Source organism: Neorhizobium sp. T6_25, assembly GCF_002968555.1.
GTDB lineage: Bacteria > Pseudomonadota > Alphaproteobacteria > Rhizobiales > Rhizobiaceae > Neorhizobium.
Window position 1 is genome coordinate 26,177 of record NZ_PVBL01000009.1, and the last position, 12,764, is coordinate 38,940.

A 12,764-nucleotide genomic window follows, 5' to 3' on the forward strand; every position below is an offset into this window, starting at 1 on the left:
TAGGCGCTGAGATCGCCGCCGACCTACCCCCACTTTCGCGCCCTGCTCGCAGATCTCAAAAGGCGTGGCACCCCGCGACACCAAGACATCACCAGCCGCCCATCAAGGCGGCTTTTTCTATGAGGCTATAGCCTATGCAATTTACTGACACTGTAACGGTGTCCGGCACGCGTCGGACGGCCGATGGATACCTCGTGGCCGAAGCTCGGTCGGTGCGAACTGGCATCCAGCTTTATACGGGCTCGGAAGTCGGCAAGCCCGATTTGCCCGTCGTTCGGGTCTATCGCCCCGCCGACCAGGTGTTCTCGGCCGACAGCCTCCAGAGTTTCACGCACGCCCCGGTGACGATGGACCATCCGGCAGAGGCGGTAAACGCCGACAATTGGAAGCAGCTAGCCGTGGGCGAGGTCAGCACCGCGGCGAAGAAAGACGGCGAGTGGGTGCACCTGCCGCTCATCCTCAAGGACGCAGCAGCTATCCAGGCGGTCGAGACCGGAAAGCGTGAGCTTTCCGCCGGCTATGTCTGCGAACTGGTCTGGGGCGACGGCGTGGCGCCAGACGGGCAGCCATTCAACGCCACCCAGACGAACATCAAGATCAACCACCTCGCGATCGTCGACAAGGCGAGAGCTGGTTCCAAGGCTCGGATCGGCGATGCCGCCTCCGAAGAGTGGGGCGCTGCCCCGATCAATGATCATCAACCCAAAGAGGAAAAGATCATGAACCTGAAGACGGTTACCGTCGATGGCATCCCGGTTGAGGTAACCGACCAGGGCGCCACGGTCATCGCTACGCTGCAGCAGCGGCTTGCCGATGCCAACTCTAAGATGGGCACAGCGGATACTGCGCATCTCGCGGCGATTGCTGCCAAGGATGGCGAGCTTGCCAAGAAGGACGCCGAGATCGACTCGCTCAAGGCGAAGGTCCTTTCCGATGCCGATCTCGATAAGCGGGTCCAAGCTCGTGCGGACCTCATCTCCACCGCCAAGGCAATCACCAAGGATGTGAAGACGGAAGGTCTCGCCGACGCGGCAATCCGCAAGGCGGTCGTTGCGGCAAAGCTCGGCGATGCAGCGATAGCCGACAAGGTGGAAGCCTACATCGACGCTCGCTTCGACATTTTGGCCGAAGACGCGAAGAAGGCCGGAGGGTCCGACCCCTTCGCATCGGTCGTCAAGGACGGCCTCACCACCCACGCCGATCTCGGTGACTCCAGCAAGGCTTATGAGGCGATGCTGCAGCGGGATCGCAACGCCTGGCAGGGCAATCAGAAGGAGTCTGCATAATGGCCTTCCCGACCGTCTCCTACTCGCGCGACACCCCCGCTGGCTATCCGGGGATGATCGCAACAACTGAACCGCACTGGATCACGTCGATGGTCGTCGCGTCTGCATCCGGTGACATCCCCTTCGGCCGTGGCGTCATCTATGCTGCCGCGGAGGATACCGTCGCTCTGCCGGCCGCACTCGGCAAGTTCGCCGGCGTCTCGGTTGTCGACCGGACGCTGCCGTTTGCCAACGGCGAGGTCTGCAAGCCATACGACCAGATCAGCGTGATGAAGACCGGTTCGATTTGGGTTACGGCGCTGGTTGCCGTCGCGCAGGGTGATCCCGTCTACATGACCCCGACAGGCGCGTTCACGAACGTCTCCAACTCGGCGGCAAACCAACTCATCGAAAATGCCGAATGGGCAAGCGTCACGAGCACCACAAACCAGCTCGCACGTCTCCGCCTTGGCGTCACCAAGTAAGGGAGAACGAGCATGTTCACTATGGACGCGCCCGCGTTGGCGCTTAATTTCCTCCGCACGGCTCAGAACTACATCGAGCCGGGCATCTACGCTCGCCAGTATCCGGACTATCAGTACCGTGAACTGGTGCCGGTAGATAACTCGGCGCCGGATTGGACGACTGCGATCGACTTTTTCTCCATGGGTGACGACGTCGGTCAGGCCCGCGAGTTTTCGCCGGACGGGGATGATATCCCGTTCGTCGACTTCAAGCTCGACAGCGGCAACAGTCGCGTCTTCATGGCCGGCATCGGCTATCGGTACAATCTCCAGGAGCTCGCCCATGCTCAGGCATACGGCATCCGCCTGGAGAGCGACCGCGCAGACGCCGCTCGTCGTAAGTACGAGCAGTTCGTCGACAACGTCGCGTTCCTGGGGCGAGCTAAGCTCGGCATGACCGGCTTGCTCAACACCGCATCGGTTACGGCCCTGACAGCACCCAACGGCGCCGGCGGTACCGCGACCTGGCCGACCAAAACGCCGGACGAGATCCTGAAGGACGTCAATGATGTCCTTGGGATCGTCTTCACCGCTTCGAACGGGATCGAGCAGGTGGATACCGTTCTGCTCGATCAGGATCGGTATGCCTACATTGCGACCAAGCGCCTCGACGCGACGATGACCACGACGGTCCTGGAGCACATACAGCGGGCCAACATCTACACGATCCGCACGGGCCGGCCACTGACGATCCGTGCGGTGTTCGGCCTGGAGACCGCCGGCGCCGGCAGCACGCACCGTTTGGTCGCCTATCGCCGTGACCCGGGCGTGGTGAAGATGCACGTCCCGATGCCCCTCCGATGGCTTCAGGCGGAGCAGCGCCTGCTGAAGTTCGAGGTGCCGGGGATCTTCCGCCTCGGTGGTGTTGAGGTCCGTCGTCCTGGTGCAATGCGCTATCTCGACGGGATTTGAGGAGAGCCGACATGTCGAAAATCACCATCACGAACAATCGCCCGGGCGGCTTCGGCATCCCTGGCGGCCCGGTCATCCTTGGCAAAGGCACGATCGAGGTCGAGGCGTCGGACTGGGCCAAGGTTGAAGATCACCCCGTGGTCAAGGCTTGGGTCGACGAGGGAAGCCTTACAATCGAGGGCAAGAGCGTCGGTAAGACCGACGACAGCCCCGATCGCGACGAGCTGAAAAAGCAGGCTAATGAACTGGGCTTGCAATATCCGGGAAACATCTCGAACGTGAAGCTCAAGGAACTGATCGACGCCAAGCTGGCGGAATAGCGATTGGCCTCGGCCGGCAACGGCCGGGGCTACCAATTGATGATGTATCTGGTCGTTTCGCCAGCTTTCAAAGCGGCGATAAGGTGCCTATAGCCATGCTTGTCATTTTCGAGCACATCCCTAATCAAGTCTAGGTTCGTGGCTGGAATCTCGCCGAGGTGCTCATTGATTGAAATCGCGTCTCGATAGAATTTGACCGATTTTTCCGAGAGTAGTCGGTCCGCTATCAAGCGCTCGTGCATTTCAAGGACATTTAGCGCCTCTCTTATACTGGAACGATCAAAGCCCTTCACTTGACCTTGCCGCATTACATCGGCTGTGACGCGGTACATAGTGGTGATTTGCTCGATTTCGTGAAGCCGCACCGATACGCTGTACTGTCTCAGTGCGTACCAAGCGGCAATGATAGCGGTGGCTGCCATGAGCACGTCTGCGCACCCGGATACCATGTCCCAATCAATACTGCCCACGAAATCCCCCCGTCGCGACGCTGTCGGATCGTTCCTACGGTGGGTGAATTAACATCGAGGAAATGAGATGGCCGGATACGGTGACAACGAAGGCTTTGCCGCTTACGCCGAAGCCGCCGGACATGTCATTCCCGACGGGACGACCGCTCTCCAGATAACCGCAGCACGTCAGCGCGGCTCTATGGTGATTGATCGGTATGAGATGAAATTTCCCGGTCATCGCACCGGCGGGTACGCTCAGGAGAGGGCATGGCCGCGCATCGGCGCTTCGACCTATTGGGGCGAGGCGGTCCCGTCGGACATTATCCCGCCGGCCATCATCAACGCCAGCTACGAGGCAGCCTTCCTCGAACTGACCAACCCAGGCAGCCTGTCGCCGGTGGTGACCGGGTCCGCGAGCGTGAAGCGCGAGAAGATCGGCCAGCTTGAGGTCGAATACTCGACATCCTCGTCGACCAGCGTTGACGACATGGTCGCTATGGCCACTCCGGTGGTCACGGCGATCGAGGGACTGCTCTGGCCGTTCCTGATGCCGTGCCTGCCGGGGATACTGGCTGTGTGAGTTGAGGCGCTACTCCGTTTTCGGACTCTCGGAACCATCCACTTTCGCTGCGATGGTTTCCCCCGGACGTTTGCCAAAATAAAAGCCGACGACCACAAGTGCCAAGTCTTTCAGGACGTCTATTCGAGCAATATTCGCAAGTGCGCCGATGACGACGGCAACGATAATCGCCACCGCTATAAAGGCCTGAACGCTTGTGCTCTTGGCTAATCCAAAGAGACTGAAGGTATTGTTGTTGGCATCACTAGCAGAAAAGCCGAGCTTCTCAGCCGCCGCAAGCAGGATGATCAATATCAAAGCGAGTTGAAGGATTGGGCTTATGAACTGGCCCATTGCCTGAGACCACGTTTGGACAGTCCCATTTAGAGCCGCGATCGACATGTTGCTTGGCTGCTCCAAAGCCAAATACTGGATTCCCAGTACCAAGAGCAGCCATAAAACGCCGAGGACGACTGTCGTTTGGATTACACCACCGATACCCATGATTATTCCCCTAGAAGTTGTTTATTCGAACGAAGCAGAGAAGACCGGCAGAGTCGAGTGCATGAAACTGAAAACCGTTCGTCCATTTCGATTTTGTTTCTGCTAACGCGTTAGGAGCTGCAGTGGCCAACGCAATCTACGCCCGCTTGCAGGAGACTGCCCGACGGCTGATCGAGAAATACGGCCAGCTGGGCACCGTGACGCGCATCACGCCTCCGGACCCTGTCGAGGGGGGCGACGGCACAGAAACGGCATATCCGGCCAAGCTGGTGCCGATGACATATGACCAGCGGTACATCGACGGTACGAACATCACGACCGCAGATCGGCAGGTCTACATCTCGTCCGTCGGCATTGCGATCGTGCCAACCCCTGGCGACATCGTCTCCGCCGGCGGCGTGACCTACCACGTCCTCGCCGAGGACCCGAACAACTACGACGGCATCACGAATGTCGTCTTCATCGTCCAAGGGCGTCTGGCGTGACCTACGAGGAGCTGCTCGCTCAGTATGAGCCGAAGGTCGCGGCCGCTTTTCGGGAAGCCATTGAAGCCATCCGGTCGTCCGTCGTGCTTAAGACGATCGTGGAGCGGCTCGAGCGCGGTGATATTGCGGGCGCGGTGGCTGCTGTGCAGTTCGAGCCAGAAGCCTTCGCTGCCCTGGAAATGTCACTCCGCGAGGCGTTCAATGCGGGCGGCATCAACATGGCCAAGAGCTTGCCAACGTTGGTGGCGCCGGGCGGGACGAGGGTGCTGTTCCAGTTCGGCGTTCGCAACCCAGAAGCAGAGCGGCTGATCAGAGAGCAGTCCTCGACACTGGTGACGAACATCACCGAAGACCAGAGGCTGGCGTTGCGGACTGCTTTCGAGGCAGGCCTGTCGCAGGGAAGGAACCCGACTTCCACGGCGCTCGACGTGATCGGCCGGATCAACCGGGTTACGGGCCGGCGCGAGGGGGGCACGATTGGGCTAACGTCACGCCAGGTGGAATTCATCGCCCGCGCCCGCGAGAACCTTCTGTCGGGCGATGTGGAGGGAATGCGCTCCTACCTCGACCTAAAGACGCGGGACAGGCGCTTTGACCGATCCGTCGCCAAGGCGATCCGTGAGGGCAGGTCGGTTGATGCCGCCATGGTCGGGAAGATCATCGGCCGACTGTCGGACAAGAACCTGCAGCTGCGGGGCGAGATGATCGGGCTTGAGGAAACCAGGACGGCCTTGTTCTCGGTGCGCGATAATGCCGTCCGCCAGCAGATCGATGCCGGAAAGATCACCGCGGCGGAAGTCACCAAGAAGTGGAAGCATTCCGGATCCGAGCATCCTCGGCTTCAACACCTGCAGCTCGCGACGCAATCCCGTGAGGCGGGCGTGCCGATCGACATGCCGTTCATCGCGGCGGACGGTACGGCGCTGATGTACCCGCACGATCCGAAGGTGCCGGCCCGTCATCGCATTGGATGCAAATGCCGGATGGAATATGACATCGACTACATCGCGGCCGGGCTTCGCCGCTACAGGGCGAGGGCCACCTGATGGCAACGCTCTCGTTCTCTGCGGCCGTGGCAGGCTGGGCGGACAAAGTGCCGGAGGCCGTCGAAGCGGTCAGGAACCAAAGCGCCGCCGACGTCGTGAAGGAAATGCAGACGCTGGACAGCGAAGGCGGCCGACTGCCTTTCGATACCGGCTTCCTGTGGGCTTCGCTCATGGCATCCACGGCGACAATGCCAAGGATCAACCCGGGCGCGCAGCCGGTCGATGGCCGAACCTACAGCTTTGACTTCGGCACGATCGAGGCAATCATCGCGGGATCATCCTTAGATGATGACTTCTATTTTGGATACACGGCTGCCTACGCGGGGCACCAGGAGTATGGCGCAAATGGACGCGCACCGGCTGGCTTCGTCCGTGGAGCCGTCCAGAACTGGAGCGTCCACGTCAACCGCAATGCGGAGAAGGTGGGGAAGGCATTTGGTCTTCTGTAGACCCTTCCATCTTCATCATCATGGTCATCTGGAAGGTAAACAGGGACAGGCGGGCCGCCTTCAGGGTGTTGTTGCCGTATTCGGTCGCGCCGGTTTCGTTGGCCAGCATCAGCCACGCGTTATGCAACGCTTCATGAACATCGCGGTCCGATAGGGGCGGCTTTTCTGACATAGGGTATCGGTACATGGCGACGGGCACGGACGCAATAATCTTTGCTGCGCTGCTCACGCGGCTGCAGGGCTTACCTGCGGCCCTGCCGATCTCAACGCCAGGCATCACTTTCCCGCCGACGGGGCAGACCAAGCCGGCCAAGTACCTGAAGTTCGATTTCATGCCGAACCGGACCCGTCAGGTGACGATGGGTGACGACCCGCAGCAGAAAGTCGGCCTGGCACAGGTGAGCGTCATGTGGCCGCTGGGCTCGGCCATCATCGACGCCCAGGAGGTCGCGGATCAGGTTATCAACCGCTTCAAGAACCAGACGATATTCGCCTCTGGCGTGAAAATCACGATCAGCAGCGAGCCCTGGGCATCCCGCCCAATCAAGGACGAGGACCGGATGAACATCCCGGTCTCCATCCCCTACATCGCCTTCGAACCGGAGACCTGAAATGGCAAACAAGGCAACTAAGAAGGGCACGAAGGTGTTCGTTTGCGCCGCCGCCCAAAATGATGACCTTATCGCAAGCACATTCGCTGCGCTTACCTGGGTTCAGGTCGGGAAGGTGGGCAACGTCGGTGACTTCGGCGCGAACTCCACCATGAACAGCTACAACACGCTGGACGAGGCGGTCACACAGAAGCAAAAGGGCACGGCCAACGCCGGCGACCCTGTTATCGAGGTCGCCTCTGTCTTTGACGACGCCGGCCAGGTGATCCTTCGCACGTTCGGTGAACCGCTCAATCAGAACAACTTGGCTGTCAAAATCGAACGAAATGATAAGCCGGACGCGGACCACACCAACACGATCATCTACAGCCGCGGTGTCGTCTCCGGACCGCTGTATCCCGGCGGCGGGTCCGATGACTTCGAACTCGAGCGCTTCACCCTTGGCCTGAACCAGCTGCCGATCGTCGTCGGTCCGGCCGAAATCCCCTGAGAGGACTGAACATGGACATTTCGAAACTCGTCAATTCCGAGGATCTGCACGAGCTTAAGCTCACCGGGCCGGATACCGATGAACTGATCGGCATCCGCTTCATGATCCGATCGTCCGAAAGCGACGCGGTCAAGCGGGTCGTGCGGGAGCATTCCGACAAGTTCCTCGCCAGCCGGAAGAAGAAGCTGACGTCGTCCAAGGTCGAGGCTGAATATCTCGATCGCGCGGCAGCCGCGATTGCCTCCTGGGATTGGGGTGACCACGATTGGAAGGGCTCAAAGCCGGTCCTCTCGTTCGAGATGGCCCGCGAGGTCGTCTCTGAAGCGGGCTGGATCTATGACCAGGTCGCGGCCGCCTCCGAGGATCGGGCAAATTTTACGAAGAGCTTGGGGAAAGGCTCTGCGAAGCCGTAGCAGTCATTGCCCGGTATGACTGCGTCAGGGACAAGGACGGCGAAACGCGTCGGGAGAGAAACGACGCGTTCGAGGTCGAAAGCCCGGAGCCTGACATTCCCGATGAAGGCGCCATGCTGTGGGAGTGGTTTTGGGATATACGGGCAGGGCAGGGGAGCGGCTTCAACGGCGCCAATCCTGTCTCATCCTCCGAAATGCTGGCTTGGCTGCAGCTTACCGGAAACGTCCTCAGGCGGGAGGAGGTGGCGATCCTGCGGTCGATGGATAGCCGATATGTCTCCGAAATCGATCGGGAGGCCGAGGCGATCAGGGAGAGGGAAACAGAACAGTAGGCACAGATCCGGACAACGGGGGGCATTTTCACTTGGAGGCTATCACGCTCTACCAGTCGGGACGCCTCGTTTCGCTTGAGCTTCTGCGCTTCGAATTCGCGCCCGTAGTGGCGCGGATACTTCCAATGGGAGTGAGTAGTGGTGGGCCAATCGAAGTTCATCATACAGCGATAGAAGAATTTGGCCGGGAATGTCAGTCGGCTGGGCATCGATCGCCGTTACCGGCGTCAACCGAACGAAACTCTCGCCGTTCATAGTCGCGCCCGCGACTTGAATGATCCGCGCCACCAGGTCTTTCGTCAGGTCGAAGGGCAACGCCACCCGAAGAAGTTCGCTGGCGCCGACATCGTACTCGATGACGATCGTTTTGCCATCGGGTGTCATGGCGACTTCGGCTCTATCAGCCTCTAATACGCGTTCCGACGATCTTGAAATCCCTGTCATACTTCCCTCCTCGGCTTGGCAGCGAGAAGAGATCACGGCAGCAACCGGGAGTCGAGCGGGCAAGGCCTGTGAGTTGTTGTGGATAAGGTGCCCGCTTCGGCGGGCCTTTTCATTTAAACTCTTCTTTTGACCCGTCTTCATAAAGGACGGCCTTCACGCAGGTGTAAGGCGTCACCTCGTCCTTCTTCAGCTTTAGAAGCCGTTCGAATGTGTGTGGACCCCATCGACGAGTCTCTGTGAAGGTCCCTCCTACTGTCAGGACGGCATCGCGTTCTATCGCCAATGGTCCAATTGACTTGCCTAGTGCGTCTTTGAATCCCACTTGGCCATCGATCATTCTGATTGCCTTCGGTGCGTTAGATTTGACCGTGTAAGTGAGCTCATTGGTAGTCGCGTCGAGTGGGCGGATATTCCAGTCCTGGACCGCGATTAGGTCGCCGTTGCAAGCGGCTTGCGCCGACGTCGCCGTGAGAACCGAAATAACGAGAACCGAAAACCGCATGAATCATCCTCCTGGTTGAAGCCGGGACGATGGCTGCGTTCTGGAAAAAGGTAAAGACATGGCAGACGTTGCTCAGCTTGGCGTTCAGGTCACCACTCAGGGCGCCGACCGTGCAACGGGTGAACTGACGAAGCTCGCCGGCGCTGCTGCACGAGCCGAAGCATCTACCGAAGGTCTTACCGCCGCTAACCGGGGGGCGACTGGCGCGGCTTCCTCTGCCGCTCAAGCCTATGCCCAGCAAGGGGCCGCAGCTGCCAATGCCTCAAAGCAGATCGAGATGATGAACAAGGCGGCGAACCAGAACCGCGGCGCCGGTGGCCGGGCGAACGTTGGCAACATTGCCGCCCAATTCCAGGACATTGCGGTAACAGCTGCTATGTCGATGAACCCGCTTCAGATCGCCCTCCAGCAGGGCACCCAACTCGTCGGGGTACTTAGTGCGATGGAGCGTCCGGTAGCCGGGCTTGCGCAGGCGTTCCTGGCCCTTCTGTCGCCTCTTTCCCTTGTAACGATCGCGCTGGTCGCCGCCGCAGCGGCTGGACTTCAGCTCGTCAACTGGTCGAAACTGGCGAGCAGCGCGCTGAGGGCTCTGGCTGATGTCCTCGACGAGATCGCCCCCTATGCCGTCGCTGCGGCCGCAGCCATGGCCTTGATCTACGCGCCCACCATCATCGGTGGCGTGATATCCCTCATCGCTTGGCTCGGCCGGCTGGTTGTTCAGCTGGGCGGCGTTGCGGCCGCGTTCCTGCTCGCGAACCCGGCTCTCCTGTTCATCGCAGGAATCGGAGCGGCCGTTGCTGCGGTGGCAATCTTCCGCGATGAGCTGACAAAGATGCTCGGATTTGATGTCGTAGATGCCGCCAAGCGGGGCGCGAACCTAGTGATCGGGTCGTTCGTCGCGGCTTTCCACGATATTCAATTCGTTTGGAACCAGTTCCCGAACATAATCGGCTCTGCCGCGATCGGCGCCGCAAACGCAACAATAGGTGCAATCCAGCAGATGATTAACGCTGCGACAGGCATGCTCAATGGGATGGTCCAGAGCATCAACAGCACCTTGGGCGAGCTGCCGGGAGGTTTTCAGATCGGGCAGATTTCCAATGTCGACTTCGGGACCATCAAAAACCCCTACGCAGACGCGCTCTCCTCTGCGGTTGGTGATCGCAACAAGCAGATAGAGAAGGACCTGAACACGAACTGGATCGGCCAAATCGGCGACGGAATATCGACGGCAGCTGGCAAGGGTGCCGCTGCGCTTAAGGACCTCGCCAAATGGATGGATACGGTAGACAAGAAAAAGAGGAAGGGTTCGAAGTCCGAAGCCGAGAAATATGAAGATGTCATCGATGGCGCCAAACGTCGGATCGCTTCGCTCCAGGCTGAACGCGATGCGCTGGGCCTGACCGAGCAGGCCGCGCTGAAGCTTCGGTATGAACAGGATCTGTTGAACAAAGCTCAGGCGCGGGGGATCACGCTGACAGGCTCCCAGAGGTTGGAGATTTCCAATCTTGCCGATCAAATGGCCTCCCTTGAATACGGTACCCAGAAGATCCGTGAGCAGATGGAGTTCGCGAAGGACACCACGCGCGGGTTCATCGACGACTTCCGCGCGGGACTCCGTAATAGCGAAGGCGTGTGGAAGTCCTTCGGAGATGCCGCGCTCGGTGTGCTGGACCGGATAACTGATAAGCTGTTGGATGACGTCATGAACGCCTTGTTCCAAGTGAACAGCGCCGGCTCTGGGGGAGGCGGCGGGGGAATCTTCGGCTTCCTCGGCAGCCTGTTCGGTGGCGGAGGGGCAGGGGCATTCCCATCCAAGCCCGGTATCGGCCTTTACGCTGCCGGAACGCCTGCTGCTCGTCCAGGCGTTGCCTGGGTCGGGGAAAAAGGTCCGGAGTTGGTGCGGTTCAAGGGCGGTGAAGAGGTCATCCCCAATCACCGGATAATGACGGCCGCCAATCAGAACGGCGGGGCAGGACAGGGCAGCAGCAGCACTGTCACCGCTCCCGTTTCGATCTCTATCGACGCCACCGGCGCTGATCCTGAGGGGCTTGCGCGGGTCCAGCGAGAGCTTGCCGCTCTCAAGGCCGACCTGCCCACCCGCGTTGTTCAGACGGTCAAGGATGCGCAGAAGAGGCGCGTGATCTAATGGCAATCACGTTTCCTCGTGAAATCCCGGATGTTGGTTACGTCCGGGCCGACATGATATTGCGCGACCCGGTGAAGGCGTCTCCTTCTGGAGCGCGCCTCATCAACTACACACAGATCAACGACCCGGCATGGGAAGTGGCCGTCACGACCAAGCCACTCCGATACGATCAATATGCCGAGGTCGAGGCATGGTGGCTTTCTCTCCGGGAGGGGTTGCAACGCGTTCTCTTCCGGCTCCCGTTCGCACGGTATCCGAAGAACCATATCAACAACCACGCCCCCGCGGATGATGCCGGCAATCTCGTGTCGGTCACTGGCGGCAACGTGCTCTCGGTGTCCGGCGTGGATGCTGGGCTGTCGCTTGCTATCGGCGATCGGATTGGGCTTGAGCGCCTCACGCGCTACCACATCGGCCGCGTAACCGAAGTGGCAGGCGCAGGCACGACCCGGACGATCACAATCGAGCCGCCGCCTTTTGCGACGGTTTCCCAGGCCGGCACTGTTGTTCGATTTGCCAATCCTGCACTTATCATGCGTCCGGTACCGGGGAGCTTCGAGCCACCCCGGGACGGTCTTTTCTACAATGTCTCCTTTCGTCTGGTGGAAGCACAATGAACAAGATCAGAAACCTACTGGTGCGCTGGCTTACCGAGGACCCTGCTCTGAGGCAGTGGTTGCTGCAAAGTATTAAAGACGCTCAGAAGCGCAGGCAGATCTGATGACACTCACTACCGAGATTAAAGACCTATACGACCAGGGCCGGATATCCACCCGGCAAATGATGCGGTTTCAGTTCGCCTCCGGCATCTACGGTTTCATCAGCCGAGCAGAGCCGTTCACCTATTCCGGTGTCGAATACAAGCCGTTCGGCCTGATCGAAGTGTCGGACATTGGTGGCGGGACGGGCACGAGCGCCGACGGCGGTTTCACCCTGACGCTTGCCGAGAGCCCTGACGATGGCCTGACGCCGGATGTCCTGACCCAGATCGAGATCGAGGACTATCGCGACCGGCCGGTGACCGTGATGGATGCCCACTTCCATCCCGACACTGGTGCTCTCCTCCAGGTGGAGGTCGTCGCGCGCGGTTACCTCGATGTCGTCGAGCACCAGGTCGATCCGGAGCGCGGCTATATCCTCGTTGCCCGTTGCGAAGGGCGGCAGCTCGACTATTCCCGCAAGAACGGCCGGTACCGCACCATGACCGACCAGGCGCGGCGGGCGCCTGACGACAAGTTCTTCCAGCATGCGGCCAAGCGTGGCCGTGTCGACATCTTCTGGGGCCGAGTGGCCGCGAGAACCTGACC

Annotated in this window: 20 protein-coding genes; 15 read left to right on the forward strand and 5 right to left on the reverse strand. The window is 60.0% G+C overall.

Annotation, left to right across the window (positions count from 1 at the left end):
- Positions 1-134: 134 nt before the first annotated feature.
- The 4 genes from C5L10_RS14210 to C5L10_RS14225 are packed head-to-tail and all read left to right on the forward strand — an operon-like array spanning position 135 to position 3,021.
- Positions 135-1,286 carry a DUF2213 domain-containing protein gene (locus tag C5L10_RS14210; protein WP_105430212.1) on the forward strand — a complete coding sequence of 384 codons (1,152 nt, stop codon included), beginning with the start codon at positions 135-137 and terminating at the stop codon, positions 1,284-1,286.
- Complete coding sequence (locus tag C5L10_RS14215; protein WP_105430213.1) at positions 1,286-1,750, forward strand: DUF2190 family protein; 465 nt, start codon at positions 1,286-1,288, stop codon at positions 1,748-1,750. Before C5L10_RS14210 ends, C5L10_RS14215 begins: the two co-directional genes overlap by 1 nt.
- Positions 1,751-1,762: 12 nt before the next feature.
- Complete coding sequence (locus tag C5L10_RS14220) at positions 1,763-2,701, forward strand: DUF2184 domain-containing protein (protein ID WP_105430214.1); 939 nt, start codon at positions 1,763-1,765, stop codon at positions 2,699-2,701.
- A gap of 11 nt (positions 2,702-2,712) precedes the next feature.
- Complete coding sequence (locus tag C5L10_RS14225; RefSeq protein ID WP_105430215.1) at positions 2,713-3,021, forward strand: hypothetical protein; 309 nt, start codon at positions 2,713-2,715, stop codon at positions 3,019-3,021.
- 29 nt (positions 3,022-3,050) lie between these two features.
- Here C5L10_RS14225 and C5L10_RS14230 read toward each other — a convergent pair whose 3' ends face one another.
- Positions 3,051-3,443: a hypothetical protein gene (locus C5L10_RS14230; RefSeq protein WP_105430216.1), complete on the reverse strand. Its 393-nt coding sequence runs from the start codon at positions 3,441-3,443 to the stop codon at positions 3,051-3,053.
- 115 nt (positions 3,444-3,558) lie between these two features.
- Here C5L10_RS14230 and C5L10_RS14235 point away from each other — a divergent pair, with 115 nt between their 5' ends.
- Complete coding sequence (locus C5L10_RS14235; RefSeq protein WP_105430217.1) at positions 3,559-4,053, forward strand: DnaT-like ssDNA-binding protein; 495 nt, start codon at positions 3,559-3,561, stop codon at positions 4,051-4,053.
- Positions 4,054-4,062: 9 nt separating this feature from the next.
- Here the strand turns inward: C5L10_RS14235 and C5L10_RS14240 are convergent, their stop codons facing one another.
- Positions 4,063-4,536: a hypothetical protein gene (locus C5L10_RS14240; RefSeq protein ID WP_105430218.1), complete on the reverse strand. Its 474-nt coding sequence runs from the start codon at positions 4,534-4,536 to the stop codon at positions 4,063-4,065.
- Between the two features lie 122 nt (positions 4,537-4,658).
- Here C5L10_RS14240 and C5L10_RS14245 point away from each other — a divergent pair, with 122 nt between their 5' ends.
- Genes C5L10_RS14245 through C5L10_RS14255 form a run of 3 tightly spaced genes read left to right on the forward strand, consistent with a single transcriptional unit; the run spans position 4,659 to position 6,516 of the window.
- Positions 4,659-5,021: a hypothetical protein gene (locus C5L10_RS14245; protein WP_105430219.1), complete on the forward strand. Its 363-nt coding sequence runs from the start codon at positions 4,659-4,661 to the stop codon at positions 5,019-5,021.
- Complete coding sequence (locus tag C5L10_RS14250) at positions 5,018-6,067, forward strand: head morphogenesis protein (RefSeq protein ID WP_105430220.1); 1,050 nt, start codon at positions 5,018-5,020, stop codon at positions 6,065-6,067. The genes C5L10_RS14245 and C5L10_RS14250 overlap by 4 nt, the downstream gene beginning before the upstream one ends.
- Positions 6,067-6,516 carry a hypothetical protein gene (locus C5L10_RS14255; RefSeq protein ID WP_105430221.1) on the forward strand — a complete coding sequence of 150 codons (450 nt, stop codon included), beginning with the start codon at positions 6,067-6,069 and terminating at the stop codon, positions 6,514-6,516. Before C5L10_RS14250 ends, C5L10_RS14255 begins: the two co-directional genes overlap by 1 nt.
- On the opposite strand, the gene C5L10_RS33660 is transcribed toward C5L10_RS14255, so the two are convergent.
- Positions 6,470-6,688, reverse strand: coding sequence for a hypothetical protein (locus C5L10_RS33660; protein WP_172717037.1), 219 nt, complete (start codon positions 6,686-6,688; stop codon positions 6,470-6,472). The genes C5L10_RS14255 and C5L10_RS33660 overlap by 47 nt on opposite strands.
- A 13-nt stretch (positions 6,689-6,701) precedes the next feature.
- On the opposite strand from C5L10_RS33660, the gene C5L10_RS14260 reads away from it, so the two are divergent.
- From C5L10_RS14260 to C5L10_RS14275, 4 genes are all read left to right on the forward strand, one after another.
- A complete protein-coding gene (locus tag C5L10_RS14260; RefSeq protein ID WP_105430222.1) occupies positions 6,702-7,127 on the forward strand; it encodes a phage tail terminator-like protein in 426 nt (141 codons plus the stop codon).
- Between the two features lies 1 nt (position 7,128).
- A complete protein-coding gene (locus tag C5L10_RS14265; RefSeq protein ID WP_105430223.1) occupies positions 7,129-7,617 on the forward strand; it encodes a hypothetical protein in 489 nt (162 codons plus the stop codon).
- An 11-nt stretch (positions 7,618-7,628) separates the two neighbouring features.
- Positions 7,629-8,030, forward strand: coding sequence for a hypothetical protein (locus C5L10_RS14270; protein WP_037076074.1), 402 nt, complete (start codon positions 7,629-7,631; stop codon positions 8,028-8,030).
- A 113-nt stretch (positions 8,031-8,143) separates the two neighbouring features.
- Positions 8,144-8,362, forward strand: a complete 219-nt coding sequence (locus tag C5L10_RS14275; RefSeq protein ID WP_245448003.1) for a hypothetical protein — start codon at positions 8,144-8,146, stop codon at positions 8,360-8,362.
- A gap of 42 nt (positions 8,363-8,404) precedes the next feature.
- Here C5L10_RS14275 and C5L10_RS14280 read toward each other — a convergent pair whose 3' ends face one another.
- Both C5L10_RS14280 and C5L10_RS14285 read right to left on the reverse strand, forming a co-directional pair.
- Positions 8,405-8,806 (reverse strand): hypothetical protein, encoded by a 402-nt coding sequence (locus tag C5L10_RS14280; RefSeq protein WP_105430225.1) that lies wholly within the window; start codon positions 8,804-8,806, stop codon positions 8,405-8,407.
- A gap of 109 nt (positions 8,807-8,915) precedes the next feature.
- Positions 8,916-9,308, reverse strand: a complete 393-nt coding sequence (locus C5L10_RS14285) for a hypothetical protein (protein WP_105430226.1) — start codon at positions 9,306-9,308, stop codon at positions 8,916-8,918.
- A gap of 58 nt (positions 9,309-9,366) precedes the next feature.
- Here C5L10_RS14285 and C5L10_RS14290 point away from each other — a divergent pair, with 58 nt between their 5' ends.
- The 3 genes from C5L10_RS14290 to C5L10_RS14300 all read left to right on the forward strand — a co-directional run bounded on the left by C5L10_RS14290 (position 9,367) and on the right by C5L10_RS14300 (position 12,762).
- Positions 9,367-11,457: a phage tail length tape measure family protein gene (locus C5L10_RS14290; protein WP_105430227.1), complete on the forward strand. Its 2,091-nt coding sequence runs from the start codon at positions 9,367-9,369 to the stop codon at positions 11,455-11,457.
- A complete protein-coding gene (locus C5L10_RS14295; protein WP_105430228.1) occupies positions 11,457-12,074 on the forward strand; it encodes a hypothetical protein in 618 nt (205 codons plus the stop codon). The genes C5L10_RS14290 and C5L10_RS14295 overlap by 1 nt, the downstream gene beginning before the upstream one ends.
- Before the next feature lie 103 nt (positions 12,075-12,177).
- Positions 12,178-12,762 (forward strand): DUF2163 domain-containing protein, encoded by a 585-nt coding sequence (locus C5L10_RS14300; protein ID WP_105430229.1) that lies wholly within the window; start codon positions 12,178-12,180, stop codon positions 12,760-12,762.
- Positions 12,763-12,764: the final 2 nt, after the last annotated feature.

Bases quoted from the DNA above. Each gene is read 5' to 3' on its own strand.
- C5L10_RS14240 (WP_105430218.1), bottom strand. From the start codon at position 4,536: ATGGGTATCGGTGGTGTAATCCAAACGACAGTCGTCCTCGGCGTTTTA.
- C5L10_RS14215 (WP_105430213.1), top strand. From the start codon at position 1,286: ATGGCCTTCCCGACCGTCTCCTACTCGCGCGACACCCCCGCTGGCTAT.
- C5L10_RS14235 (WP_105430217.1), top strand. From the start codon at position 3,559: ATGGCCGGATACGGTGACAACGAAGGCTTTGCCGCTTACGCCGAAGCC.
- C5L10_RS14230 (WP_105430216.1), bottom strand. From the start codon at position 3,443: ATGGCAGCCACCGCTATCATTGCCGCTTGGTACGCACTGAGACAGTAC.
- C5L10_RS14275 (WP_245448003.1), top strand. From the start codon at position 8,144: ATGCTGTGGGAGTGGTTTTGGGATATACGGGCAGGGCAGGGGAGCGGC.
- C5L10_RS14280 (WP_105430225.1), bottom strand. From the start codon at position 8,806: ATGACAGGGATTTCAAGATCGTCGGAACGCGTATTAGAGGCTGATAGA.
- C5L10_RS14225 (WP_105430215.1), top strand. From the start codon at position 2,713: ATGTCGAAAATCACCATCACGAACAATCGCCCGGGCGGCTTCGGCATC.
- C5L10_RS14300 (WP_105430229.1), top strand. From the start codon at position 12,178: ATGACACTCACTACCGAGATTAAAGACCTATACGACCAGGGCCGGATA.
- C5L10_RS14295 (WP_105430228.1), top strand. From the start codon at position 11,457: ATGGCAATCACGTTTCCTCGTGAAATCCCGGATGTTGGTTACGTCCGG.
- C5L10_RS14290 (WP_105430227.1), top strand. From the start codon at position 9,367: ATGGCAGACGTTGCTCAGCTTGGCGTTCAGGTCACCACTCAGGGCGCC.
- C5L10_RS14255 (WP_105430221.1), top strand. From the start codon at position 6,067: ATGGCAACGCTCTCGTTCTCTGCGGCCGTGGCAGGCTGGGCGGACAAA.
- C5L10_RS14285 (WP_105430226.1), bottom strand. From the start codon at position 9,308: ATGCGGTTTTCGGTTCTCGTTATTTCGGTTCTCACGGCGACGTCGGCG.
- C5L10_RS14270 (WP_037076074.1), top strand. From the start codon at position 7,629: ATGGACATTTCGAAACTCGTCAATTCCGAGGATCTGCACGAGCTTAAG.
- C5L10_RS14265 (WP_105430223.1), top strand. From the start codon at position 7,129: ATGGCAAACAAGGCAACTAAGAAGGGCACGAAGGTGTTCGTTTGCGCC.
- C5L10_RS14220 (WP_105430214.1), top strand. From the start codon at position 1,763: ATGTTCACTATGGACGCGCCCGCGTTGGCGCTTAATTTCCTCCGCACG.
- C5L10_RS14210 (WP_105430212.1), top strand. From the start codon at position 135: ATGCAATTTACTGACACTGTAACGGTGTCCGGCACGCGTCGGACGGCC.
- C5L10_RS14260 (WP_105430222.1), top strand. From the start codon at position 6,702: ATGGCGACGGGCACGGACGCAATAATCTTTGCTGCGCTGCTCACGCGG.
- C5L10_RS33660 (WP_172717037.1), bottom strand. From the start codon at position 6,688: ATGTCAGAAAAGCCGCCCCTATCGGACCGCGATGTTCATGAAGCGTTG.